20 protein-coding genes are annotated in these 26830 nt (G+C 47.4%); 14 read left to right on the top strand and 6 right to left on the bottom strand.

Annotation, left to right across the window (positions count from 1 at the left end):
• Positions 1 to 78: 78 nt before the first annotated feature.
• The 3 genes from J2Z66_RS11235 to J2Z66_RS11245 all read left to right on the top strand — a co-directional run bounded on the left by J2Z66_RS11235 (position 79) and on the right by J2Z66_RS11245 (position 4412).
• Positions 79 to 1731, top strand: coding sequence for an extracellular solute-binding protein (locus J2Z66_RS11235; protein WP_209971495.1), 1653 nt, complete (start codon positions 79 to 81; stop codon positions 1729 to 1731).
• Positions 1732 to 1917: 186 nt separating this feature from the next.
• Positions 1918 to 2385, top strand: coding sequence for a RidA family protein (locus J2Z66_RS11240; RefSeq protein WP_209971496.1), 468 nt, complete (start codon positions 1918 to 1920; stop codon positions 2383 to 2385).
• Positions 2386 to 3074: 689 nt separating this feature from the next.
• Positions 3075 to 4412, top strand: coding sequence for a nickel pincer cofactor-dependent isomerase, group 22 (locus J2Z66_RS11245; RefSeq protein WP_209971497.1), 1338 nt, complete (start codon positions 3075 to 3077; stop codon positions 4410 to 4412).
• An 80-nt stretch (positions 4413 to 4492) separates the two neighbouring features.
• On the opposite strand, the gene J2Z66_RS11250 is transcribed toward J2Z66_RS11245, so the two are convergent.
• The gene (locus J2Z66_RS11250; protein ID WP_245375482.1) at positions 4493 to 5500 is read right to left on the bottom strand and encodes an N-acetylglucosamine kinase; all 1008 of its coding nucleotides are present in this window, start codon (positions 5498 to 5500) and stop codon (positions 4493 to 4495) included.
• Between the two features lie 51 nt (positions 5501 to 5551).
• Positions 5552 to 6310: a DeoR/GlpR family DNA-binding transcription regulator gene (locus J2Z66_RS11255; protein ID WP_209971499.1), complete on the bottom strand. Its 759-nt coding sequence runs from the start codon at positions 6308 to 6310 to the stop codon at positions 5552 to 5554.
• Positions 6311 to 6624: 314 nt separating this feature from the next.
• On the opposite strand from J2Z66_RS11255, the gene J2Z66_RS11260 reads away from it, so the two are divergent.
• The 5 genes from J2Z66_RS11260 (at position 6625) to J2Z66_RS11280 (ending at position 12820) form a co-directional block, all read left to right on the top strand.
• The gene (locus tag J2Z66_RS11260; RefSeq protein ID WP_209971500.1) at positions 6625 to 7353 is read left to right on the top strand and encodes a sugar isomerase domain-containing protein; all 729 of its coding nucleotides are present in this window, start codon (positions 6625 to 6627) and stop codon (positions 7351 to 7353) included.
• 150 nt (positions 7354 to 7503) lie between these two features.
• Positions 7504 to 8868 (top strand): ABC transporter substrate-binding protein, encoded by a 1365-nt coding sequence (locus J2Z66_RS11265; protein ID WP_245375462.1) that lies wholly within the window; start codon positions 7504 to 7506, stop codon positions 8866 to 8868.
• A gap of 138 nt (positions 8869 to 9006) precedes the next feature.
• A complete protein-coding gene (locus tag J2Z66_RS11270; RefSeq protein ID WP_209971501.1) occupies positions 9007 to 9966 on the top strand; it encodes a carbohydrate ABC transporter permease in 960 nt (319 codons plus the stop codon).
• The gene (locus J2Z66_RS11275) at positions 9963 to 10793 is read left to right on the top strand and encodes a carbohydrate ABC transporter permease (protein WP_209971502.1); all 831 of its coding nucleotides are present in this window, start codon (positions 9963 to 9965) and stop codon (positions 10791 to 10793) included. Before J2Z66_RS11270 ends, J2Z66_RS11275 begins: the two co-directional genes overlap by 4 nt.
• 107 nt (positions 10794 to 10900) lie before the next feature.
• The gene (locus tag J2Z66_RS11280) at positions 10901 to 12820 is read left to right on the top strand and encodes a hypothetical protein (RefSeq protein WP_209971503.1); all 1920 of its coding nucleotides are present in this window, start codon (positions 10901 to 10903) and stop codon (positions 12818 to 12820) included.
• A gap of 668 nt (positions 12821 to 13488) precedes the next feature.
• On the opposite strand, the gene J2Z66_RS11285 is transcribed toward J2Z66_RS11280, so the two are convergent.
• Together J2Z66_RS11285 and J2Z66_RS11290 are read right to left on the bottom strand one after the other, a co-directional pair.
• Entirely contained in the window at positions 13489 to 14667 is a 1179-nt protein-coding gene (locus J2Z66_RS11285; RefSeq protein ID WP_209971504.1) for a trans-sulfuration enzyme family protein, read from the bottom strand.
• A gap of 109 nt (positions 14668 to 14776) precedes the next feature.
• Positions 14777 to 15667 (bottom strand): helix-turn-helix transcriptional regulator, encoded by an 891-nt coding sequence (locus tag J2Z66_RS11290; protein ID WP_209971505.1) that lies wholly within the window; start codon positions 15665 to 15667, stop codon positions 14777 to 14779.
• 203 nt (positions 15668 to 15870) lie between these two features.
• On the opposite strand from J2Z66_RS11290, the gene J2Z66_RS11295 reads away from it, so the two are divergent.
• The 3 genes from J2Z66_RS11295 (at position 15871) to J2Z66_RS11305 (ending at position 18683) form a co-directional block, all read left to right on the top strand.
• The gene (locus tag J2Z66_RS11295) at positions 15871 to 16227 is read left to right on the top strand and encodes a cupin domain-containing protein (protein ID WP_209971506.1); all 357 of its coding nucleotides are present in this window, start codon (positions 15871 to 15873) and stop codon (positions 16225 to 16227) included.
• A gap of 69 nt (positions 16228 to 16296) precedes the next feature.
• Positions 16297 to 17589 (top strand): hypothetical protein, encoded by a 1293-nt coding sequence (locus J2Z66_RS11300; protein ID WP_209971507.1) that lies wholly within the window; start codon positions 16297 to 16299, stop codon positions 17587 to 17589.
• 281 nt (positions 17590 to 17870) lie between these two features.
• Complete coding sequence (locus tag J2Z66_RS11305; protein WP_209971508.1) at positions 17871 to 18683, top strand: sugar phosphate isomerase/epimerase family protein; 813 nt, start codon at positions 17871 to 17873, stop codon at positions 18681 to 18683.
• A gap of 877 nt (positions 18684 to 19560) precedes the next feature.
• Here the strand turns inward: J2Z66_RS11305 and J2Z66_RS11310 are convergent.
• Complete coding sequence (locus J2Z66_RS11310) at positions 19561 to 21393, bottom strand: cache domain-containing sensor histidine kinase (protein ID WP_209971509.1); 1833 nt, start codon at positions 21391 to 21393, stop codon at positions 19561 to 19563.
• Positions 21390 to 22580, bottom strand: a complete 1191-nt coding sequence (locus J2Z66_RS11315) for a response regulator transcription factor (protein WP_209971510.1) — start codon at positions 22578 to 22580, stop codon at positions 21390 to 21392. The genes J2Z66_RS11310 and J2Z66_RS11315 overlap by 4 nt, the downstream gene beginning before the upstream one ends.
• 238 nt (positions 22581 to 22818) lie before the next feature.
• Here J2Z66_RS11315 and J2Z66_RS11320 point away from each other — a divergent pair, with 238 nt between their 5' ends.
• The 3 genes from J2Z66_RS11320 (at position 22819) to J2Z66_RS11330 (ending at position 26397) form a co-directional block, all read left to right on the top strand.
• Positions 22819 to 24471 carry an extracellular solute-binding protein gene (locus J2Z66_RS11320; RefSeq protein ID WP_209971511.1) on the top strand — a complete coding sequence of 551 codons (1653 nt, stop codon included), beginning with the start codon at positions 22819 to 22821 and terminating at the stop codon, positions 24469 to 24471.
• Positions 24472 to 24554: 83 nt separating this feature from the next.
• Complete coding sequence (locus J2Z66_RS11325) at positions 24555 to 25466, top strand: ABC transporter permease (RefSeq protein ID WP_376774390.1); 912 nt, start codon at positions 24555 to 24557, stop codon at positions 25464 to 25466.
• 13 nt (positions 25467 to 25479) lie between these two features.
• Complete coding sequence (locus J2Z66_RS11330; protein ID WP_209971513.1) at positions 25480 to 26397, top strand: carbohydrate ABC transporter permease; 918 nt, start codon at positions 25480 to 25482, stop codon at positions 26395 to 26397.
• Positions 26398 to 26830: the final 433 nt, after the last annotated feature.

Below are 26830 nucleotides of genomic sequence, written 5' to 3' on the forward strand. Positions count from 1 at the left end.
TGAAAGGTTTGAAGCATGTATCCGGGCAGATTGATGTTCGGTGGCATGTTCAAATAAATGATGCTGGAGGGATTACAAATGATGCGAAAAGAAATGAGAAGAGGGTTAGCATTGGCTGTGGCGCTTGTTCTGCTGCTTAGTATCGTGCTGGCAGGCTGCGGTAAAAGCGATGGCGGGAGCCAGGAGCCTAATGGGGAAAAGAAGGATGCTGGAGCTGAAAAGAAAGAAGAAATTACGGTATCCATCTACGATCGCGGCAACATACCGGCGGAGGAGGGGACACCAGTCAAAAACCGCTGGACCGACTGGATCAATGAAAACGCCCCGGTAAAAGTAAATTTTGTGGCAATTCCGCGCTGGGAGGAGGACCAGAAATACAATACGCTGCTGGCTTCCGGCAACGTTCCGGATTTAATTATGAACTGGTCTCCCAAGCTGCGCAGCAGGCTGTATGGACAAAATATGTTATTGCCTTTGGATGAATGGATCGAGAAACACAGCCCGGCATATAAGAAAGTGCTGGAGCAATATCCGGCTATGAAAACGCTGGGGACAAGAGACGACGGAAAGCTGTATCAGTTGGGCGGCGTTGCCAAAATGGAGCCATCTTTAGCCATGTGGATTCGTGCAGACTGGTTAAAGAAGCTGAACCTGGAAGTGCCGGCTACTACGGAGGAGTTGTTTGCCGTCATGAAGGCATTTGCAGAGCAGGACCCCGATGGCAACAATAAAAAGGATACGTATGGGGCTCATTTGAGCTTCGTTGGCGGCAAGATTATTGAGAATATGTTTGGCGCGGACAACGCTGTCGGCTGGTACCTCAACAATGGAGCCTATATCCATGACTGGGACCGGACTGCAGCAGCTGCTGCCTATAAGAAACGTATGTATGATGCGGGTCTGGTCGACAAGGATTTCCTCACCGACCAGAATGGGGAAAAGGCGCAGCAGGATTTCGTAAACGGCCGTTTGGGCGTATACGGTGTGCTTGGAGTGGCGCAGCCCAGAGGCTTCCAGATATTCGAAACCTTGAAGAACAACAATCCGAATGCGGAAATAATTGCAATTCCTTTGCCGAAAAGCGAGTTCGGCCAGTTCAGTCCTGAAGTGTCGCCGCCTTACTCTATATCTGCTGTTGTTAACAAACAGGCCAAAAATCCGGAAGCTGTAATGAAATATATCGATTTTCTGCTGCAGGATTCGACCCAGAGAACTTTAAAGTACGGTCTGGAAGACGTACATTGGAAAGCGGATGCGAATGGATGTCCTGCGCCTATCGATGTGGAGAAGAACAGCAAGGAGCTGAGCTGGAATTTTGATTTATCCATGCTGGCACAGCCCATCTCGGAAGGAGACTGCCTGGACTATGCGGCAACCCAGCTAAATCCCGAGAAGCCTCTCGAGAAGGCGTATATAGAAATCGTCAAGCAGGCGAGAGAGGTATATTTATCACCGGAACGCCCGATTCAACAGGATATCGATTTGAGTACCTCGCCCGAATTGCCGCAGGATCTGACGCTGAATAAAGAAACAGCTCTTAAAGCGGCTCAGGATATATTCGCTAAATCGATTGTCGGCGGAGCCGCGTATCCGATCGATAAGGCCTTGACAGACGCCAAAGCGGTCTGGGAAAAAGGTGGCGGCATTCAGGTAGATGAAGCTACCGCCGAGTGGTATGCCAAGAATAAAGAGAATATTTTGCTGACTAAAGATTATTACGATAAAAAATAGTAACAGGCCGTGCTATCCATAGAAGCTTATTCTATGGATAGCTGGTGTTAGTGGAAGTGTGAGTGGAAGTGCCATCCCGCAAGCATAAATGCTCTGTTCCGTGACGAAGGTCACAAGCTTGTAGTATAATGAAAAAGATGAAGTGAAACAAGCTTCAAAAACAGCAGTAGAGCGGAGGAAATCAAATTGAATCGTGAAGTATACGAGAAATTTAAAGAAGAATTAGGCTTTAAGCCAGCGCCGGGAACGAAGGCGCCAGGTCCTATGGTGAGTGTTAAGGTTAGTGGTAACATTGCTTACGTATCGGGGCATGTTGCATTTTCCAGCGGCGAACTGCAGTATAAAGGACGCATCGGAGCCGATGTCTCCATTGAGGATGGCAAAAAGTCAGCTGCTTTGTCCGTAATTAACTGTCTGGATTCCTTAGACAGCGTTGTTGGTTTGGACAATATCGATACTATTCTTAAAGTAACTGGATATTTGAGCTGTGCCGAGGATGTAACTGAGCATCCGTCGATTATGAATGCAGCCAGTGACGTACTGTTTGGTGTGTTCGGCGATGATGGCCGTCATGCCCGTGCTGCGCTAGGTATTCATACGCTTCCACTTGGAGCATCAACTGAAGTTGAACTGATTGTACAGCTTAAATCATAATACTTAGTTAAGAGCTGAGTTTAGTTCCCGATGAGGGACAACACATAAAACAATAAAACTGACATTCGAACTGGCGACATTTTGGATGTCAGTTTTATTGTTTTATAAGATGGCATTATCATCCCTTCACCTACTAGCTCAATTTCAAATGGTATAGCTTGGCAGCTGCAGCACAGGTCGGAATTAAGTCCAGCTAGTGGGGACAAGGCTCTTTAGTGATGAAAAACATCGTTAAATGGCCGGATTTCTGGAAGTTTTCTCTCTTAGTGATGAAAAACATCGTTAAAGAGCATAATCAAGCTCAGCTAGTGAAATTTCAAGCTATTTAGCGATGAAAAACATCATTAAAGTGCCAAACTCATGGAAACTTCCTCACTTAGTGATGAAAAACATCGTTAAAAGACTTGAATAGATATAACTCGACAGAACGGAACTGCCCGTCGGCTTGGTACAGTCCGCTTTTGCATGCAAAGGCGGAAGTTAATCAGTCAGCACAATAAACACACCACGTATCACGCATCAGACAACACTTTCCACATATCACATAAGACACAAGACACTAAAAGAGCTGCTTATTTTACAGAAATTTTCTCATTACTTTTCTTTCTATAGGAGATGCATTTTATTTGGTGCAGAGCCTTAAATTTACTGGCGGCAGTTGATATAATAGGAAGAAAAGCCGTCTGATTTTGATTAGACTTCAGGTTCAGTTGCTGGTGGCGGCGGATGGAGACTATAAGCTGATGGAGATCAATTTGAATTACAAGCCTGCGGCTGTTCAACTGCCTAAGGTGAGACGGGTAAGGCAGAAGCTTGAGCCGAATCCCTATGATGCTGCTGAAGTGCTGCTCAGCGAGCTGGCGAGCTGGTTGAAAAGCAACCCGCTGCCGTCTGGAGGCCGGGTCGCTATTGCGGCTGGAAGCCGCGGTATTAGCGGTATTTCGGAAATTGTGACAAAAGTTGCCGGGCTGCTGAAGGCGCATCATTTGCATCCATTTATTGTTCCGGCGATGGGGAGTCATGGTGGTGCTACAGCAGAAGGACAGCGCGAAGTGCTGGAGCATCTGGGCATTTCCGAGAGCATCTGCGGCGTGCCGGTCATCTCATCCATGGAGGTAGTTTGTCTTGGCACGTCACCTTCAGGTGTTCCCGTTTATACCGATCGCCATGCGGTTGAAGCAGATGCTATTATTCCCATTAACCGGGTGAAGCTCCACACCGATTATCGCGGCCCCTTGGAAAGCGGCATTATGAAAATGCTCTCGATCGGGCTGGGCAAGCAAAAAGGGGCGAATTCGCTCCATCGCATGGGGACGGAGCATTTTTCCAGGCTGATTCCGGAGGTTGGCCAGTATGTGCTGGAGCATGCCCCGGTCTATTGTGGAATTGCCTTGATCGAAGATGCGCACCACCAGATCTGCCATGTTGAATTGCTCGCTCCAAAGGATATCCTATCAAGGGAGCCGCAACTGCTGCAGCTGGCGAAGCAAAAACAAGCGAAGCTGCCCTCAGCTTTATTGGATGTGCTTGTTGTTGGGGAAATTGGCAAAGACATCAATGGGGATGGCATGGACCCAAACGTAACGGGTAGATTCGGTGTTCCCGGTTTAACAGGTGAATCTGTCGTTCAGAAGGTAGTTGTGCTTGATCTGTCAGAACATACAGAGGGTAATGCATGCGGAATTGGCTTGGCGGATATAACGACGGCAGCCACCGTGTCCAAAATTAATTTTGCCAAAACGTATATGAATGTCATAACCGCGCTGGTAACCAACGGTGCAAGGCTGCCGCTTATTATGCAGGATGACCAGGATGCGATCATGGCAGCGGCACAGACCTGTTTGAATGTAGAGCCCGCTCAAATCCGCATGGCTATGATCCGTAATACGAACTGCCTCACGGACATATGGGTATCCGAGCCTTTGTGGAAGGATATGGAGCCAGAAGGTTTATGGGAAGCGCTGTCTTCTTCCGGGCAGATTCTTTTTGATCAGGATGGTCGTTTAATGACAGGCGTAATGAATTAGAATGATCAATGATAGAAGAGATAGAAGTAGGGCTGCCTTTTTAAGGCGGTCTTTTCTTCGTGATTCATCCCAAAATCTATTCACTCGCTATGGGGTGGTGTAAAGTAGCCTTTGTCATCAAGCCGGAAGTCGGCCATTGTTTCACGGTAGATGTTAAGGCGCTCCTTTACAGGGATGCCCAGCTTAGAAAGACCGAGCAGCAGGCCGCCAGCTGCCGGCTCGAAAAGCGGAGGGGCAATTCGAATGTCCGGGAATTCGGCTTGCAGCGTAGCGAGGTAAGATTGATACACCAGTGGGTGCGACTTCCATACTCCCCCGGCTGCAGTTACGGTAACTGCACTGCTTTCACCGCAGCGCCGTAATGCTGAGGCCATCTGCTTCGCGAGCTGAATGCCTGCGTTCACGATGATATCGCGTGCTATATGATCTCCTTCAGCGGCACAGTGCCCGACAAGCGGACATAATGAGGAAATGAGGGCGCGCTGATTGGCAGGGCTTCCCCTGTGCAGTTGATCCATAAGCTGCTCCAGATCGTTGTTTTCAATCCCCCATGCGTTAAAGATTTGCTGCTTCAGCAAGGTGTGCGCCCCTCTGCCGTCCGCCATGTGCACACATGCCGTCAATGCCTGCTTGCCTATATAAGTTCCTGAGCCTTCGTCCCCGATCCAGGCACCCCAACCGCCGACACGATAAGAACCTGTCTCCGTGCGGACCTCCGCGAACGAACCGGTTCCAGCTTGTACGAGTCCCCCGTACTGTTCCTGAATGGCACCATAGAGCGACATTGTGAACTCTGTGACAAGACTTACTGAGGAGCCGCCGCCCAGAAAATTACGGATAAAGTCGTCCAGATCGGATAAAGCAGCCGGCATCGCTGCATAGACGATAGATATTTGATCTCCGGCCAGATGTCCGTCAGCCAATGCTGCGGCCATCGTCGATTGCATGTTGGCTATAATTGCAGGTTGCGAATCATAGTTGGAATTGAACGGTCCTTGTTTGCTTTTACCCACGATATTTCCAGCTTCATCCGCGATCAAGCAGGCGAGCTTGGAGCCGCCTCCGTCTAACGACATAACATAGTTCATGTGTTTCACTATGAGTTCCCCCATTGTCTATGCGCTTGCTGCATCCGAATATCATTCCGCAACGAGCAGCTTGATGCCTTTCGCTTGAAACAATTCCTGAAATACCGGGTCAGGATTACGATCCGTCACGACCGTGCTTACGACATCGAAGCTGGCAATGCTGAATATCGTTTGCTGAGTTGTAAATTTGCTGTGATCCGCGAGTACAATCACTTCGTCAGCGGATTCGATCATTTTTTTGCGAATGGCCGCTTCCAGCATGATATGATCACGCAAGCCCTCAGGCAGAATACCCTTTGGGGCGATAAAAGCTTTGCTGACGCGTAAGTTGTCAATCATTTGTTCGGCAAGCGGGCCGACAAACGACTGAGTGATTGGATTTAACGCTCCGGGTATGCTTATCAAGGTACCTCTGCTGTACTCCTTAAGCTGATCGAAAATAGGGATCGAATTGCTGATAACCGTAACGTTGTCCATTTCCGCCACATATTCCGACAGGAGAAGGGTCGTAGTGCTAGCATCCAGAAACAGGCTGTCCCCTTGGTGAATGAGCTCCGCGGCAGTTCGGGCGATTGATTTTTTGGCGTCATTCAGAAGCATTGTAACTTCCGAAAATGGCGGAATTGCAATGTCCTTGATCGTCGCTCCTCCGTAATTCCGCTCGATTTTCCCTTCGGCTTCAAGCATGCGCAGGTCGGAACGGATCGTGACTTCCGATACATCGAAAAATTTGCGCAATTCGGCGACAGAAATGTAGCTGCGCTCTCTAGTCATTTTTATAATTTCTTTGCGTCGTTGTGAGGCGTACATGGAATGTATGGATCTCTCCTTTAATCGAAAGGTTCCTTTCGAAATTGAAATCAAATGCAAGGTTTTTGCCCTCTTATTGGCCTTCTCAATAGTATCCTACATGAAATCGCCTACATATTCAATAATATTCGGATTTTATGATCATTTTTATGATTGACACTTATCATTTTCGGTGATACGATCATAAACATCGAAACAAAACAAAAGAAAACGTTATAAAACGTTACGGATTATTACAAAAAAGTTATAAGAAACTTCGAAACGTTGTATAACGAAAGGTTGTGTGGATTATGCAGGATAAGGAGAGCGTATCAATGAAACAATTGTATTTTCGCAAACTTGGCGATTTGCTGGGAAGAATTGAATCCGAACAGGGGGAGAGCATCGACCGCGCGGCGGAATTGATTTCTAATGCGGTTGCTAAAGGCGACTGCATTCATATTTACGACACTGGACATATGTTGGACAGCGAACTCATCCATCGGGCAGGCGGACTGAACTGCTTCAAGCGGCTGGCATTTGCACTTACCGTGGATAATGATGTGCGAAAGAGAACGAAAGATATGGATAAAAACCGGAACCTCGAAGGAGTTGTCCGTTATGCCTTGAACGCAAGCAATGTCCACCCGGGAGATGTCCTCTTTATTGGAAGCGTTTCCGGTAAATCAGTACTTCCCGTCGACTTGGCCATCCATGCCAGAGAGCTTGGGGTGACTGTCATAGTGATAACGAGTGTGGCTTATTCTTCCATTGTCCAAAGTGAGCATTCCAGCGGCAAACGCTTGTTCGAAGTTGCTGATTTGGTTATCGACAACTGCGCTCCTTCACAGGACGGCATGATTGAGCTTTCCCAGATGGAGGTTTCGATGTGCCCCGCCTCCGGTATTGCCGCAGCAGTCATTATGTGGGCGATCGAAGCCAAGACGGTAGAGCTGCTCTTAAACAAGGGTATTAAGCCGACGATTCTGAAATCGGTCAATTATCCCGGCGGCCTGGAGTACAACGACACTGAGTTCCGGCGATATGAGGAAACAGGGTACTGAGCGAGTTTTTGCAGATTGTTGTCCCCGTATAACTAACGTTCATGATATGCGGAGTAACCCGAAAATCCGAATAATCCAGGGAAGGAGGCGGCAGGGCCGAGCAAGGTAAGGGACAAGCTTAAAACTTAATAAAAAAAGGGAGCGGTTCAATTGGCAAAAGCTAGCCGAATGAAAATTTTTCTTATGTTGGCAATAGCACTCATATTGATGTTAAGTTCTGCATGCAGCAGCAAGTCGGATGGCGGTAATAAAGAGGAAACAACAGGTGCTTCGGAGCAGCCAACGCAGGAGAATAAACCGACAGACGAAGGCAAAACGTCAGGGGAGCAAGTAAAGCTGCTTTTCGCAATGAGTGGAGAAGGTCCGACTTACGAACTGTACAAAAAAATGATCAAAGCTTATGAAGACAAGCATCCTAACGTGAAAATCGACACACAGGTCATTGCCCAGGATTACAGTACGGCGATCTTGACGCGAATTGCCGGCGGGAATGCGCCAGACATTTTCTGGATCAGCAATGAGAATATCATCTCCTATGCGGGAAGAAGCGCACTGCTCGAATTAAACCCTTATGACGGCAAGTATTTCAAGAAGGAAGATTTTATGGATAACGCACTGGACGCGTATACGTACAAAGACAAAATATATGGACTACCTGGAGATTCTGCCGGCAACGTGCTTTTCTACAATAAGGAATTGTTCGACAAAGCGAAATTACCGTATCCGAAAGCGGATATTTCCTGGACGGAATTGCAGGAGCTCGCCAAGCAATTGACGATCAAAGAAGGGGATAAAGTATCGCAATACGGATACGCAATGGATATCGACTGGTTTTACTGGCAGCCGTTCCTATCGATGGCAGGTGGCAGCATTCTCGACGAAACGGGAACCAAATCGGTTGTCAATTCGCCGGAAAATACTGAAGCGTTCGAATTCTTACGCAACCTGATGGTGAAGGAACAGGTAGCGCCGACGATGTCCGCTCTGAAATCGACGCCTGGCTACCAGCTGTTCCAAAACGGTAAAGCCGCCATGTATTTTGGCGGGTCCTGGAATGCATCGACCGCATTCCGGCAAGAAAACCTGAAGTGGGATGTCGTCAGACCTCCTATGTACAAAAACAAAGGCAATGTGCTCGGCTTGGGCGGTTTTGCCGTAGCCGGCAATACGAAGCATCCGGATGAAGCGAGCGAATTCCTTTCCTGGTTCAGCGGTGAAGAGGCCCAGCAAATGAAGTTCGAAGGCGGCTTTGCCGGAAGTCCGACCGTCAAGTCGCTTGTAGATTCTCCGGTATCAACGAAAGGCTTTGAGAATCCATACGACTCAACGATCCACCTGTCAGAGCTCGGAGAATCGATTAAAGTAGCTGTAACGGCTCCGAAATCGCCTTATTGGGCGGAAATTTCCAGCGAAATGGCGAAGCAGTTGGAGCTGTATTGGTTGAATAATCAAGATATTGGTACGACGCTGAAGAAAGTAGATGAAAAAATCAGCGCGATTCTAGAGGGGAAATAAGCCCGATTCGCATGTAAGCATATATGACCCGACAGCTTCCGCCTGACATATCCAACGGGATCCTTACGGATCCCTCCGGTGCGGGGCAGTTGTCGGGTGTCATGTTTGCGGAGCGGGTACATGGAAAGGAGAGTCGTTATGACTGGAAAATGGGCCAGATCGAAGCATCTTACGGGATACTTGTTCATATCGCCGTGGCTGATCGGGTTGCTTGTATTCACCTTGTTTCCACTGGTGTATTCGTTTGTGCTTTCGTTTACCGATTGGAACATCCTGGAGAAAGCCAATTTCGTTGGATTCAGCAATTACGACAAGATGGCGCATGACGAGAATTTCTGGGCGGCAATCAGAGTCACCTTTATATATTCGGCTGTAAGCGTCCCTCTGGGGATCATCTTCGGCGTTCTACTGGCCATTTTGTTGAACCAGAAGCTGCCGGGTATCCGCCTGTTCAGGACGATTTTCTACTTGCCGGCTGTCGTATCAGGTGTTGCTGTATCCATGCTGTGGCTGTGGGTGTTCGATCCCAATTACGGAATCATCAATACATTCCTGTCCTGGTTTGGCATCACAGGCCCGCAATGGTTGTCGGATACAAAGACGGCGCTTGGATCGCTCATCCTCATGAGCTTGTGGAGCATCGGGGGTGCTATGGTCATTTATTTGGCTGGTCTGCAGGGCATTTCCCGTGAGCTTTACGAGGCGGCGGATGTGGATGGTGCGACGACGGTGCGCAAGTTTTGGAACATTACGATTCCGATGCTGACGCCAACGATCTTTTTCAACCTGATCATGGGGATTATTAATTCGTTCCAGGTGTTCACCCAAGCTCTCGTTATGACGAAGGGCGGCCCGGGCAATTCAACCTTGTTCTACGTGCTGTATTTGTACCAGAATGCATTCCAGTTTTTTAAGATGGGGTATGCTTCCGCTTTGGGGTGGGTGCTTTTTATCATCATTATGATTCTTGTGCTGGTGCTTTTTCATACGTCGGGAAGATGGGTTTATTACGGTGGAGATACACCTGATGCGGGGAAGAAGCCTAAACGTTCCAAACAAGCGGCCGGACGCCGCGGGAAGGGTGGGGAAACCGTATGAAGCAGCAAAAATGGACTATGGCCCTCATCAACTATTCGCTGCTTGCGCTGATTTCCATCGTGCTGCTCGTTCCCTTTATGGTCATGCTGACAACGGCGCTCAAAGATTCGGCCACGGTTTTGTCGATTCCGCCTGAAATCATTCCAGTCAAGGCACATTGGAGCAATTTTATGACGGCTATTGAAAAAATGGATTTTCTCCTGCTGCTGCGCAATACGCTGATTCATACAGTGTCGGTCATCATCGGAACGCTGATCTCATGTTCGCTCGTCGCCTACGGGTTTGCACGTCTGCAGTTTGCGGGACGGAACTTCTGGTTTCTCGTGCTCATCGTCACGATGATCATACCCGGGCAAATTACGATGATTCCGATGTACATCATGATGCGTTGGGTCGGCTGGATCGACACGTTTTATCCGCTCATCGTACCTGCTTTCTTTGGGACGGCTTTTTACATTTTTTTGATGCGGCAATTTTTCATGACGATTCCACGGGAGCTCGACGATGCGGCGACGATCGATGGCTGCGGTCCGTTCCGTATTTTTTACAGGATTATGCTGCCTTTGGTGAAGCCGGTGCTGGCCACGATTACGATTTTTACGTTTATGGGCATATGGAACGATTTTCTCGGTCCGCTCATTTATTTGCAATCGGACAATATGAAGACACTCAGCCTTGGGCTTTACGTATTCCAGGGCACGCATGCCACAGAATGGAATTTACTAATGGCCGCTTCAATCATCGTAATGCTGCCGTGCTTGCTCATCTTTTTCTTCTTCCAGCGGTACTTCATTGAAGGAGCTGCTGTTTCGGGGATTAAGGGATAGGGATGAGAGATAAGAGATAAGAGATAAGAGATAAGAGATAAGAGATAAAGATAAGAGATTTAGCGATAACAGAACTTACGCTAAATTCAACAGATGGAGGAACTATCATGACAGTAAGATTAGTGGTCATCACGGAAGCTGAATCGGATTTGCTTGGCATCCTGCGCGGGCTTGTCCCGTCACTTGCCGTGCTGAAGCCGGGAGAGATTACGTCCGGAGCGCTGCAAGGTTGCGATGCAATTGCCATATTGGGAGGAGCGACCAGTCAGCCGATCCAATTCAGGCCGGGCGAAAGGGTAATTGTCGAACAACATGTGCGCAAAGGAACGAGAATATTAGCCGAGTTTTGTACGAGCATAGGGAGCATGTTTGCTTCTGCGCCTGAGAGCACACGCTATGAGCGGATCGCGTTCGTTTCCTTAGATACGGCAATTGAAGGAGTCGCCATAGGTGATCTGCTCGATGACCAGAGCGGCTTACGCATGAAGCCGCACGCCGCTACATGCGCGTCAGGAGTGCCGATCCTGCAGTATGTGAAGCAGCATGCTCACGACCGTGTTGAAGTGACGGACGAGATTCGGTCCGAAATCGCGGAGCGCGCACTTTGGTTTGAACAGCCTGACAATGTGCTTGTCTGCTCATTCCGGCTGGCCAATTTCTTGCGCGCACGGTTTTCGCCGCAGGGACGGGTGCAAGCAGTTATCGAATATATCGTTGGCTGGCTGCTTGGCGAACAAGTGAAGCTTGGTGAATTGCCCCATGCTTACGAGACAGGCCATTATAATCCGGACGAGCCACTTGCTCCGCAAGTGCAGCGAAGCGCCTTGCTGGCGATGCAGTGGTTTCGTGATGCCGGGATTTTGCTTGACGATGGTAAAGGCGGCGTGGAGGAAGGGATTGCTTCGGAGATTTACCATAACGGAGAGCAGCGGATGTTCCAATGGATTCGCAGCGACTGCATCGGGGAAGTGGCGATGTCGTACACCATGGATTACTTGCTCACCGGCAAACGGGAAAGCCTGGACATTTCCAATTCGCTTGCCGGCGTCATTTTCAATTCGATGCAATGTAAGGACGAGGGCGATTTACACGGCATGATCCGCTGGACGGATGAGCAATGGAACGTTTGCTACCAAGATGATGTGGCTAGAGCAATCGTTCCTGAATTGCTGAAGCACGTTTTCGTCGGCCACAGCGACTACTTACAGGAATGCATGCACGCGCTGGACTTTCTTATCCGGACAACCGGTACCGACGGGACTCGTTTCTATTGCACCTACAACAGCCTGCTTAGCCCTAAGGAAATCGCCAGGCTGAACGGCACGCCAGGCGATATGCCTAGCGCGCATTTCAATGCGTACTATCATGCTGCGCTGCTGCTTGCCTATAAACTTACCGGGAAAACGGAGTATCGTGAAGTGGCAGTTCGTGGTTTGACTACAATAATGTCAGCCTATCCCGTGACGTTCCGTGTACTTAGCCAGACGCAGGAATACAGCAGACTCATTTACCCGCTCAGCTGGCTGTATTGGATTACCGGCGATGATGAGCATCGGGATTGGTTGTACCGGGTTTCCAATGACTTGCAACAGTTCAAGCATCCATCGGGCGCTTATCTGGAATGGGATGAGGGTTACACGGCGATGATGCGCAGAAAAATCGGGGAGGACGAGAACTCGTTGCTCGCTGTGAATGGTGATTGCGTTGCCGATCTGCTGTATACGAACAACTGGCTGCCCTTCGCCTGGATGCAGGCTTATTGGGTGACGAAGGATCCATTTTTCCTGGAGCAGTGGAATGATACCGCGAAGTTTCTCGTCTCTGCCCAACTGCACAGCAAATATGCAAAAATCAACGGCGGCTGGGCAAGAGCGTTCGATCCGGAGAAGAAGGAAGTGTTTGGTTCGCCGGCCGACAACAGCTGGGGACCTTGGGCGATTGAGTCCGGTTGGACGGTCGCGGAAATTTCTTCGGGGCTTATGATGGGGCTGCTGGATGAACGTTTGTCGTCTTTCTTTGGCAAGTAATTAAAAAAAGAAACGGGCAGGTCGAATACTAAGATTCGTCTGCTCGTTTTTGTGAACTAAACATATTATTAAGTTTAAGTGATTTAAAGTGTTTAAGAGTTGAAGTGTTAAAGTATTCAATTGGCATCAGCTGGCACTATTATCTTACTTTGGATGGCTTACAATCAAAAAGAGGGTGCAGGAAGGGTACAGGAAGAGTGCAGGAAGAGCGAGGCGCTAAAAAACATGGATGAAGCGAAAACAAGTTTGGGGAGAATGAGCGTTAGTAGCAGCAAAGTAGCAGCCCACCCTCGCTGAAATGAGGGTGTACTCCACTTAACGATGAACATCGTTAAAGTAGCAAATCCTTCTCGGCTGCTCGCTCCCTTCATCCCCAACGCCTGCTCCCGCTGGGAAATCTAATCTTCACTAGAAAAAACCTCGCTGGTAGTCCGTTTGAGCTTGATGTTCGTGTGAACCGTGTGATTCGTGCGATTGTAGCTGAGAAGGGAATGGCTGTGGGCGGAAGAGCGGTAGCGTCCGCCTTTAAAGATTTGTTCCTACCACCTCATCGATTCCATTCAGTGAACAAATCTTTAACAGCGGCTGGAGCCCACAGCCATTCCCTCTCGTGACGCTCCCTAATTTCGAACACGTACCTCAAAGGACGCCGCAAAGCGTACTTCGTATTAATCCCCTTCCGATAAACCGATCTGTTCGAAAGCGGAGCGAATGTCGCGGATCAAATCGTCCGGATGTTCGAGTCCGATGTATAGTCGAACGAGGATGGTACAGGGTGCAGAGGCTGAATTCGAATTCACACCCGCACCCAGTGGTAACGGAAATATCGTTACCAGGCTTTCATAGCCGCCCCAACTAACACCGATGCGGAAATATTTCAGCAAGCCTGTCCATTTACGCATGTCCTGCAGTGGAATGTCTGTTTCAAAAGACAACAGGCTGCTGAAACCTTCCATCTGACGGACGGCCAGTTCATGCTGGGGATGGGAGGTCAGACCTGGGTGATGCACTTTGCGCACATATGGAAGCGTCTGCAAAAAATCGGCAATCTGCAATCCATACTTCTGCTGCTGCTCCAGTCGCAGCGGCAGCGTCCGCATTCCGCGTGTTACCAGAGTCGCCGTATGGGGAGTCATCAAACCACCGATCAGCATAAACTCATTCTGGTTCAGCCTTTCCAGTCTTTCGTGGGATCCAATGACGGCGCCCCCAGTTACATCACTATGTCCGCCAATATATTTGGAAATTGAGTGCACGACCAGATCGACCCCGAACCGGAGCGGATTCTGAAAGCATGGAGTCGCCCATGTATTATCAATAATAGTGGCTGCGCCCGATTTTTTGGCTAATTGGACACAGGCTTCCAGATCCTGCAGGCTGAAAAACAACGATGTCGGACTTTCCAAATACAGCAGCGTCGTATTCGGAAGTATGGCCGCTGCAATGGCATCGATTGACGTCCCGTCAACAAATGAGCAGGTAACGCCAAATTTTTGCAAATACGAACCCATCATGGCTTGTGCCGGACCATAAGCCTGATCGACACACACAATGTGATCGCCCTGCTTGACGACAGACATGACTGCAGCTGATATCGCTGCCATGCCTGAGGCGAAACATCGTGCTTCTTCTCCGCCTTCGAGCCCCGCAAGCCGTTTCTCCAGCTCCCGCACCGTCGGATTATTTCCCCGGGAATATACAAAATGGTCAAAGAAATGGTCTGATGCCGCATCGAAATCATCATAGTTGGCAAATGTAAACAAACTATTCTGATAAATGGGAAACGTCACAGCCCCTTGATGGCGCTCATCGTGGTGGTCATGTACTACATAAGTTTGTTTGTTCAACCAGCATCTCTCCCTGAAAGTGCATTATGATTACTCTATTATACACCCTCGGGAATGAAATACTAGAAGCTGAAATTGGGATAATTGCTGTCAAATGATAGCTAGAATGTCAGAATTCACTCCGCTTCTGCTTCCGATAAGCTTGGGGCGTAAGGCCTGTCTGCTCTTTAAAAGTGCTGCTAAAAAGTGAGTAAGAAGCGAAACCAAGCTGGGCAGCAATGCTCGTTACGGAATCTGTTGAGTTTTTCAGGCGGTCTTTGCCCTCTTCCATACGGATGTCGGTCAGTTTTTGGCGGAAGGTGGTATTGTACATTTTTTGCAGGATACGGTTCGTTTGGCGGGGGCTAAGGCGCAGCTCGGATGCCAGATCCTCGATGGTCAGACCCGACCGGTATTGATCGAAAAAAGCATCGATGATCATCCCACGCTTATCATAAGCAATTCGTCGCGGAATGGTGTAAGCAGATTGAGTGCCGGGAGCGGCAGCGCGGATCAAATTGACAAAAAGCTGATTAAAGCAGGATTGAAGCTTCGTATAGTAGCCTATTGGACGATTCTCCAGCTCCTGATTGATATCGGTCAAGAGCCGATAGTTTTCTCCAGTGTCCTCCATGCAAAAATAAGAGACTTCTGCCAGAGCAGACTTTAGGGCTTCCACTTCATTGGCAGGGAAAAAAAGTTCATGCTCATTAAGTTCGGTATAAGTAAAACGAATCGTAAATTTGCGCAGCTGGCTGCCCTTGTCAGGAATGACGGCATGATAAATGCCGGGCGGAATTACATAGCAGTAGTGGGGCTGCAGCTCCACTTCCAGCCGGTCCATGACGAGCTTGCCCTTGCCCTCAATAACGAAATGGATTTCATAGACGGAATGGTTATGGCGGTTGAACAGGCTGGGAGCGTTCGCCAGGCGGAACGTATCGTCCAGCACAATGTCAAACAAGAGGGGGCCGATCCGGGTTTTGATATTATAATTTTCTGGCGAATCATGCTTCATCATGCTCACGCTCACCTTCTATGCTGCTGCTGGAAATGTCGGGTTCCCCTTCATTATAGCCAGAGTCGTAAGTCTGTGACAACAGACATGGGAAAATAAGACACGATTGCCCGAATCATGTCCGCAAAGCTTCTATAATCCGTTAGGAGCCGCAGCTATAATAAGGCTGTACTTCAGAAAACCTATACAAAATGGAGGAATAAGCGATGATAAAAGCATTTGTCAAAAACCTGACCACACTGCCTGGATATAATGAAGAAGGGGTAACATTTCTGGATGAGCAGGAAGCAGAGACGATTTCCAGTAATTATGTACGGCTGAAAAAAGGCTTGTCTACACCGGTGGGCAATCATGATGATGAAGAGGAAGTATATATCATTATTGGCGGTAGAGCCCGTCTGCAGCTGGATGCAGCGTTCAGTGAAGTTGGAGTGGGCGATGTGGTCTACATTCCACGCGATGTTGAGCATCAGGCTACCTGTATCTCCGAAGAGGATTTTGAATACATTTGCGTTGCTAATTGGCCGGACAGACTTCCGAAGCTGCCGCTTCACTCAGAATGATCCTGAAGCCAAAGCAGGTTTTGGTATGGGGATAATGTTTGGGGAATGAGGACGTAAGGAGGGACTACAATGCGCTTTGGGGCAGCCAAAGACTTAATAACACCGGACCGTAAAACTTTTATGGGAGGGTATGCCTCCTTTTTTAATAATCCGTTTGTGGGAATTCATGACGATTTGTTTGTTAGGGCACTGCTAATGGATGACGGTAAGGCTCCGCTGTTGTTTATTTCCGTCGATCTGTTGTTCCATGATTTTAAGCTGACGCGGAAGGTACAGGAATATGCCAAAAGTCGATACGAGCTGAGTGCGGACCATCTGTTTCTGGCTTATAGTCATACTCATGGAGGTCCCGCTGTGGAGGGCTATGATGATGTAAGCCAGCATTCCCCTGAATATGAGGAATTTCTATTAAGCAGAATTTTTAGCTGTATCGACCGGGTGATGGTCAATTGTTTTGAGGGCAGCCTGGAATACGGCAGTGTGAGCGGTGATTGGAATATCAACAGACGGCTTTTTGTTGACGGCGCTGTAGAGAATATGCCCAATCCGCAGGGATTGAAGGATGATCGGCTCCATGTACTGCGTGTGAATGATCAGAGCGGCAAAGCGCGGGTGATTCTGTTCAATTACGCCTGCCATCCTGTTACCGTGCGCGATACGCCTTACTTGTCCGGGGATTTCCCGGGGCGGGTATGCCATTTGCTGGAGGCTGAATACTTTGGCGCTATGGGGATATTCTTCCAAGGCTCAGGCGGCAATTCGCGTCCTAAGGTAACTACCAAGGGAGGGGAGTTCATCACCTGCACCTACGATGAGGTCGATGAGATGGCTGCTGCGATCACATTGGGCATCAAACGGCTGTGCCGTACTTCTGGGGCTCTTGTGCCGGTACAATTGGATTTAGCCGCACTTCAATTTGCCGTCAAGCTCGAACTTGATCCTTTTCCTAAACCTCGTGTAGCCGAAGCCGCCAGCGATGCTAATGGCTTTCCAGGTCTGCGGCAGGTGGCTGCAAGGGTACTGCACAATTATGAGGATATGAAAGCGCAAATCTCCTTGCCTGGAGGCATGGCGAGGCTGAGCGAGAGCTTGTATATAGCTTATATGGGCGGGGAACCGTGCTATGAAGTAAAGCTCAAGCTGGAACAATTGTTTCCCGGGGTAACACTGCTTTTCTTCGGTTATGCCGATTCCACGGCCTACATACCTGACGATTCAATTATAGCTGAGGGCGGTTACGAGGCGGACGGATCAGCTTTAGAGTATGGACTGAAAGGGAGCATCAAGCAGGGAACTGACGAAGTAATGGCGCAGGCTTACAAACAGGCTTTTGAGGAGCTGCGGCTAGCGGGGGAAGCGTAGGTTGCCCAGGGCACTGAAAGTGTGACACGAGCTTTTTCCAGAAGTAATTGTTGACCTTAAAAAGAGCGGACCTTTGAGCGAATGTTGTTCAGAGGTCTGTTCTTTGTTACGTTAAAACGGGGTAACCTTTGGTCCAACTTATCAATGTGACAAATTTGGATACAAAGCAGACAAATAACCGCATATACGACTTAGCGTAATGAGTGTATCTTGAAGGTAGGTACATTTTACAAAGAACGATATACCCAATATAAACCAATGTGAAAAGAGGACTTATAACCATGGAATTAGGCGTATTAGTTGCTTTAAACCACGATGTTCGCAACGAAATGAAGAAGGTTAGAGATCTTGGCTTGAATACCTGCCAGTTGTGCTGCTTTGACGATTCCTTTTTTACAGATGAAATGGTAGTTCTGATTAAAGAAGCCAGCGAGGAGTTTTCGGTACGGATCAGTCACTTTTGGTGCGGATGGGCAGGTCCTATGGTGTGGGATTTCCAGAGCGGACCTTCAACGCTGGGCTTGGTTCCAACGGCTTACCGGGACAGCAGAATGCAGACTCTTGTTAAGGGCATTGAGTTTACACATAAGTTGGGAGTTTCCGACATCATCACACATGTGGGCTTTATTCCAGAGGATCCGAACGATCGGGAATACAATGGCGTGCTTAATTGCCTGCAGTATCTTGTGCAAAAGTGTAAGGAGCGTTCGATTCATTTCCTGTTCGAGACGGGACAAGAAACGCCAGTTGCTTTATTGCGCATGATTGAAGATCTCGGCGGTGAAAACGTGGGAATTAATCTGGATCCGGCAAACCTTGTTCTATACGGAAAAGGAAACCCAGTGGATGCGATGGATGTCTTCGGTAAATACGTCCGCGGCGTGCATGCTAAAGATGGTTTATACCCAACGAATCCGAAGTTTCTTGGTCACGAAGTACAAATTGGTCATGGAAAAGTCAATTTCCCGGCACTTATTTCACGTTTGAAGGATTTTGGTTATGAAGGTGCGATTACGATTGAGCGGGAGATTAGTGGAGATCAGCAAATTGCGGATATTTTAGAGTCCAAGAAGCTGCTGGAAGCGTTGATTTAATAAATTACAGTAATTTGTGGTAGTAAGTGGAATGAATTTTTCCTGATGTATTTAAAGCTAGGGCTGAGCGGAGGATAATCTGCTCAGTCTTATTTTATGAAATTTATTAGAAAGTACAAGTTTTTTGGGGATGACTGGAGTGAAAGGAAATAGTCACATGGTGCAGCTTTAGAGTGGTGAAGTGTTCGGTGAGACTGCTCATTCACTCAGGGGATCAGAAAGGAAGCACAGATTTCCCTGTCGTCACTACCCCCTTCCCTCAGAAAGCAACCTTTATTGGCAGCCCATTTGAGCGCATACTCCACTTAACGATGTTTTTCATCGTTAAAGTAAGTGTTACCAGGTCACTCAGCCTCGTTAATGATGTTTTTCATCGTTAAAAGAGGTCGGATGGCCTCTCTCGCGGTTAAAATGGGATTTTAACGATGATTTTCATCGTTAAAGTAAGGATGTGAGCGGACCTGGTGCTTTTAACGATGAAAAACATCGTTAAAAGCACCAGGTCCTTCTCAGCTGCGCGCTGGCGCGCGTCGGCGGAGGGCGATGCTCATCCCCAGCGCCTTCGCCCGCGGGGAAATCTCTCCAGCGAAGAAAAAACGTTGCTGGCTTGCCGTTTGAACTTGGTGTTCTTATGGTTCTTGTGATCCTTGTGATTCGTGCGATTCGTGCGATTGTAGCTGAGAGAGGGGATGGCTGTGGGAGGAAGAGTGGTAACATCCGCCTTTAAAGATTTGTTCCAACCTCCCCCATTCATTTCATTGAAGGGAACAAATCTTTAACAGCGGCTGGAGCCCACAGCCATTCCCTCCGTCCATGCACCATCGCCCCGAATACGTATATCAAAGGACGCCCAAAAAGGGCGTCTTTCCTATCTTTCCTATTCACTTTGGATCTTGGTATGAGCAGGAAGCGTAATGCTAATTTCGGTGCCCTCGCCCTGTGAGCTGGCTACATGTAGGCCATATTGCTCGCCGAAGATCAGCTTGATGCGCTGGTTCACATTTTTGATGCCGATGTGCTGGCTGACCAGGTTGTATTTTTCCTTCAGCTCCTTGTTGATCTTGGTCACCTGTTCAGCGTCGATGCCCATGCCGTCGTCAACTACCTGCAGACTGACTGTTTCACCCTCCAAGCTTCCCGTTATAGAAATTTTGCCTGGGCCCTGCTGGGGTTTGATGCCGTGATAAATGGCGTTTTCGAGCAGCGGCTGCAGGGTGAGGCGGGGGATTTTGCAGGCGTCAATCTGGTTGTCAATTTGCCATTCAACTTCAAATTTGCGCGGATACCTAAACATTTGAATGTCAATATAATGTTTGCAGTTCTCGATTTCGGCACGGAGTGGCACTAAGTTGTCTTCGCCTTCCAGGGAGAAGCGCAGCAGCTTGGATAGCGATACGATCATCTCGGAAACCTGATTTTCCCCGCCTGTCAGACGCAAAGCCTGCCAATTGAGAGATTCCAGAGTGTTGTACATAAAGTGGGGATTAATCTGGGATTGTAAGGCAACAGCATAGGCTTTATTCAAAAGCGTCAAGCGGTCTGTAAGCTCCTTTTGCAGCTCCTGTTTTTCCCCGTAGGCACTAAGCACGTTCGCAGTAATATACTTGATTTCATCCAATTGCACTTTTTTGTGACCTGGAGATGATTCCTGCCAATCCTCGGGCTGTGTCACTACAGCCATAATTTGTTTGATGGGTCTGAACATTTTCCAGGAAAGGAATAATGCCAGAAGTAGAGAAACTACAATACTGCATAAGGAAGAGATCAGCAGAAAATGACGAATATAGCTTGCTTTTTCTTCATATAGCCGCAGTGGCACCACAGAAATAAATTTCCAATTGTTATACTGGGAATTGACGAAGGATACCGATTCTTTTAATTGATTATTATAAATAAAGGTGGGCTCATTAGGCTGTGAGGAAACTATATTGGCATCGGGCAAAATAGCTGAGATCGGCTGATTGATCAGATTGAAGTTATTGTTATATAAAACGGTTCCGCTGGCATCCAGGATGAAAATATTATCAATGTAATGATTGCTGACGTTATTGATCGTACGGCCAAAGCGCTCCGTGTCGATATTAATAATGATCCCGCCTGTTTTGCTGGAATAAAGCAGAGGAGCAGTACGAATCAGGGTTAGCAGCTGCAGTCCTTGTTCATCGGTAGGATATAGCTTTATTTTTCTGGGAAAAGGCCATTCCTTGTAGGCCGTTTTTTTCTCGTTGAACGTTTCCAGCCAGCCATGATCGGCGAATTGATACATCGGCCACAGTCCGGTTGAGGAGGACACGAGCAGTTGATTACGCTCTGAATACAAATAGACTGAATGAACAAAATTTCGGGAAATTTCGGTAAGCTTCAGTTTTCTGAATAGCAGCTCCATATCAACTGAAGAGGTATAGTCAGGCGGATAGGTCATGTCCTTCTCAAGCATATCCGTTAGCAGCTGGTCGGAGGCGATGCGCAGAGAGAAGGCATCCACATCCCGGAGGATCATGTCCACCATATCGCGCACACGGGAGAGCGAGGTCAAATGAACGGTGCTGATTTCCTCTGTTACCGTTTTGCTGTAAAGCTTGTAAATACCTATGCTCAGGCCGACGATCGGCAGTTGAATAAGCAGCAGAAACATAATAAAGTTTTTAAAAAATACACTCTGGAATTTGTAATTGCGGATCACGGACCACAGGGAAAGTGGTTTTTTCATAGTGATTCCTCAGGGCTTTTGCCCGGACCCAGCTTGCGTCTGTATTCCGAAGGCGTATACCCCGTCTGTTTTTTGAAAAGCTTGAAGAAATATTTCGTGTTTCTGTAGCCAATGATAGCTCCAATTTCATAAACTTTGAATTGCGGATTTTTTAAATATTCCATCGCTTTATTCATGCGCAGCTCTATGATGTAGTCGGTAAAGTTGATGCCGGTATACTGCTTGAACAGGCGGCTGAAGTAATCGGGACTCAAATAGACATAGTCAGCAGCGGCTTTTAAGGAAATATCTTTATCGAAGTGAAGGGCGGCATATTCCTTGGCTTTGTGGATCAACGCGGACGGTCCTGATGAGAGAGAGTTCTCCACTTGTCCCGCAATGTGCAGCAGCTGCTGGCTTCCCCAGCTTTTACAAGCAGTCAGACTATCAAGACCTAGTATCATATCGTAGTTAAAAGACCCCCCAGTCATACTCTCAATCCGGATCTCCCGTTCATTCAGCTTGCGCCATAACAATGAAAAAAGCTCAATGAGCATACTATGCATCGCTCTTAATGGAATATCTTCCTGTACGGCCTCTTCCAACAATGCCTCATATTGAGCAGTGAGGATTTCGTAGTTGTCAGCGTTTACATAGGAGAGGAACTTTCTTTGCTTCTCGGTCCAGAGCAGTCGGCTTCTTTCGCTCGGGAATGCAGGCGCTTCCTCGGACAGGCTTTTTGCAGCGGAAACGGAAACTGAAACGGCAATAGAGGCAGCTTCAGCTTGCAGCTTCTGTAAACGGGCCAGATGCTCATTCGCAGCGTGCTCTTCGTCAAGCTTACGTTTCACTTCCGTGAAAACACGGGAAATTTCGTCGAGCTTCGTTGGTTTAAGCAAATAATCAACCACATTGTAGCTTACGGCCTGCTTGGCCAGCTCGAATTCCTGATATCCGCTAATCAGCACAATTTTGGTTGGAAGCCGGCGCTCATATACATGACAAGCAACCTCCAGGCCGGATACTGAGGACATTTTAATGTCAGTTAAAATAACATCGGCAGGCTGCAGCTGGATCCAGTTTATAATATCTCTGCCATCTTCAAGCTTTGCTACTACCTGAAAACCAAGCTTGGCCCAATCGACCAGATCGTTTAATCCTTCACGAATATGCTCCTCGTCATCCGCAATAATAAGCCTGTATGCCATACAACCCCTCCTTGGATGATGTGTTCAGGAAAAAGTGCTCTGGGAAACGATTCCCTATATTGTATACCCAGCCATGGGCAAGTTGTCAATAAGAGATGACCAGACTGTCCTGAAGACAAAGTGGACAGAATGGGAGACTAAATCGCGGATTTGTGCCATTTCACTTGCCTGGCTCTATCCGTATAATCAAGAGAGAGCAGCAATGCTGTTTATTACAAAAAAGGAGGGTCTATTAGCAATGGGAAATAAGAAAAGGTTTACATGGTTATTGATTGGAACTTTGATACTATCTTTAGTTATAGCAGGCTGTGGGGAAAAGAAAGATGTTAAGGACAAGGAACAAGCGGTAAGTCCATCTGAAACCGCAACAGCTGAATCAACGGAACCTTCAGCGTATGCGCTGCCACTTGTTGAGCCTGGCTCGGTAACACTTAGCTTTGCCACCTATGATAATCATTACGCCCCGAAAAGCTATGCACAAAATCTGCCTGTCTGGCAGGAAATCGAAAAGAACACGGGTGTGAAAATCAAATGGGATGTTTCTCCTAATGCTCAATACTCAAGTGCCATGAACATCCGTTTGGCAGCTGCCAGTGATCTGCCTGACATTATTAATTTGCCTAGTAACCCTGTGAAATTAAGTCATGATGGTGTTATTATTCCCTTGGACGAATTGATCGACAAGTATGCACCGAACATCAAGAAGTTTTATGCTGACAATCCGGATATTTATAAAATGGCTAAAGCACCGGATGGACATATTTATTCTCTGTCCTCTGTGACTTCAGGAGCGGCATATACGGATCCTCTCAGCTTGCTCATACGCAAGGATTGGCTGGATAAGCTTAATCTGAAGGAGCCAACAACGCTGGATGAATGGTATACCGTATTGAAGGCTATTAAAGAAGGCGATCCAAATGAAAATGGCAAGCCTGATGAGATACCATTATCACCACCGTATTCCTGGCTTGGGTCTTCCATATTTGGCAATGCGCTAGGACTTCACTTGTCCTTCTACAGTTTGGGATATTCAATTGACGATAATGGTAAAGTTCAATATGATTGGCTGAATCCAAAGGCTGAGGAAATGATCGTTTGGTTGAATAAATTGTACAGCGAAGGCTTGCTTGATCCCGAGTTCATGACGAAGAAAGACGATAAAATATTGGCAGACGTCTCCAGAGAGCTAATTGGCTCAACGGTTGGTTTTCTGAACGCTACTGAGAAATATAACAGCTCTGTTACTTCCGGAAAAGCTGAATGGATCAATGTGGTACCGCCAGCTGAAGCGGGCCAAAAAGGTTTTTACGAAAAATATGGTCCCATAAGTGGGCATACTGCAATCAGCAAGGACAGCAAAAATCCGGAAATTGCGATCAAATGGCTGGACTATATTTATGCAAGCGAAGAAGGAGCACGACTGGTTGCAATGGGTATAGAAGGGAAAAGTTACACGATGGAAGGTGGCAAGCCGAAATTCACGGAATTTATTACTAACAATCCGGATGGATTGGATCCTTCAAGTGCATTGAGATCTATTGGCGCTTATCCTGTAACTCCATGGATTCGTACTGACAAAGGAGTATATGCAGAATCTTCCAATGCTTTGCTGCAACTGAACCCTAAACAGGTAGAAATGGCTGAAAAATTGAAACCCTATTTAATTGACGCGGTTCCTTTAGAGTTTATTTTACCTTCCGCAGAGGAAGTGAACGATATTTCCAGAATAGGGACAGATATTCCGACTTATCTGGAGGAAGCGATTGTTAAATTCATTGTTGGACGTGAACCAATCGATTGGGGCAAATTCACTGGGAAGTTAAAGGATTTGGGAATTGACAAGTTGATCGAGATTAAACAGCAGCAGTATGACCGATTCATTAAGGAATAAACAGCACTAGTTCGGAGGTAGGTTCGGGAAGACAGTTCGTTTGCACGAACCTACCACCGGATTTATCCGCATACCGGGAGGGGATTTCCATCCAGCAGCTCACAAAAACAATCGCCCGGGACAAATACCTGTTCCTTCTTATTTTTCCAGTTATTGCTTATTTTATTATTTTTCACTACATTCCGATGTATGGTGTTGTGATTGCTTTCAAGGATTTTCATCCGATCAAAGGGATTTTGGGCAGTCCGTGGATTGGCTTTGGAAATTTCGAACAATTTTTTAACTCGATCTATTTCTGGCGTTTGATGAAAAACACGATTTTGCTTAGTCTATACTCGCTGCTGTGGGGATTTCCGGTACCGATCCTTTTTGCTCTGCTGCTGAATGAGCTGCGTGAAGGCTTGTTCAAAAAATCGGTCCAAACAATCAGCTATCTGCCGCATTTCATCTCCATTGTCGTTGTTGTCGGGATGATCGTTAATTTCACCTCGATTCAGAGTGGGGTTATTAATCAGATGCTTGCCTGGTTTGGGGTGCAGCCGATCAGCTTTCTGAGTGAGCCTGGGTGGTTCCGTACGATCTTTGTATCGTCTTCGATCTGGCAGGGATTTGGTTGGGGATCGATCATTTATTTGGCAGCGATTAGCGGTATCGATCAGCAGCTTTATGAAGCGGCAGAAATCGATGGAGCGAGCCGTTGGCGGAAGATGTGGCATATTACATTGCCTTGTCTGGTTCCTACGATCGTTATTTTGCTTATATTAAACGCGGGGAGCTTGATGGAAGTCGGCTATGAGAAGATTATTCTGCTCTATAATCCCACTACCTACGAAACAGCGGATGTCATTTCCACCTTCGTGTATCGCCAAGGTATTGAAAAAGCGGATTACAGCTACTCGGCGGCAATTGGACTATTCAACAATATTATCAATATGATTTTGCTGCTTAGCGTTAACAGAATTAGTAAAAAAATGACAGAGACTTCGTTATGGTGAGAGGAGGATTTCTATGACGGCAGTCAAACCTTTTGCCACACGGTCACGGTTCAAGGGAGGCAAGCGTCCCCTAAGTCATATCATTTCGGACGGGCTGATTGTTGCAGTGATGTGGTTCGTTATCGTGCTTACTTTATATCCTTTTATATATGTCCTGAGTATGTCCATCAGCGATCCGCAATATGTGGTGGAGGATGTCATCTGGCTGTTCCCAAAAGGATTTTCACTAGAGTCGTATGCCCGGGTATTCGATAATCCCGATATATGGACTGCCTATGGCAACACGCTTTTCTATGCGGGGGTTGGCACTCTGCTGAATATTTTGTTTACGGTACTTGCCGCTTATCCGCTGTCGCGTAGAACTTTTTCCCTTCGTACGCCGATCATCATACTGGTTACAATTACGATGTTTTTTGGCGGTGGGCTCATTCCGAATTTCCTGCTGATCAAGGAACTTGGCTTGTACAATACGAGATGGGCTATTTTGCTGCCGGGGTTGACCAGTGCCTTCTATATCATTATTACCCGTACGTTCTTCCAAAGCATTCCGGAAAGCTTACAGGAGTCGGCAAGAATCGATGGCGCCAATGATATCGGCATTTTGATGCGCATTATTTTACCGTTATCTCAACCAATTCTGGCTGTGCTCGCATTATTCTATGCAGTAGGCCATTGGAACAGCTATTTCACGGCGATGATTTATTTGCCGGATGTCAAGCTTCAGCCCGTATCTCTCTACTTGGTCAAAGTGTTGGTTCAGGATCAGCAGTCGATGATGGAAGGCATGATGAATCAATATGATCGGGCCCTGATCTCTGTCCAGTTGAAATATTCGATGATTATCGTGACGATTTTACCGATTTTGTTCATATACCCCTTCCTGCAAAAATACTTTGTTAAGGGCGTTATGATTGGATCGCTGAAAGAGTAATTACCAGTGGTATAACAATGCAAATAAGAACAAGAGTGCCTCCAATGTAATTGGTTTCTGGGGGACTCTTGTTTTTTACATATAAGACTTGGGGGCAAGGGGGCGCACCAATCATTGTTATGGACACCAGAGACCTTATTTGCTGTAATTCCCCTAATTCAGGAAAGCTTACGGACATCAGATCCCTTATTTGGATAAAAAGAAGCTCATTTAACGTCATGCAAGGCTAATAACGTACCTCATGTCCGTAAGATCCAAAAAAGACCTTGAAACTCACAAATAACGTACCTCATGTCCGCAAGCTGCTTTTGATTTGCTCTGCTCTGCCCCGTTTAATGCCGGATGATTGAGAAAACATTCCTTGCTGGCTGGTCGTTTGAGCTTGGTGTTCGTGCGATTGTATCTGAGAAGAGGGAATGGCTGTGGGTGGAAG

Origin of the sequence: Paenibacillus eucommiae (genome assembly GCF_017874215.1) — a bacterium.
Taxonomy (GTDB): domain Bacteria; phylum Bacillota; class Bacilli; order Paenibacillales; family NBRC-103111; genus Paenibacillus_AI; species Paenibacillus_AI eucommiae.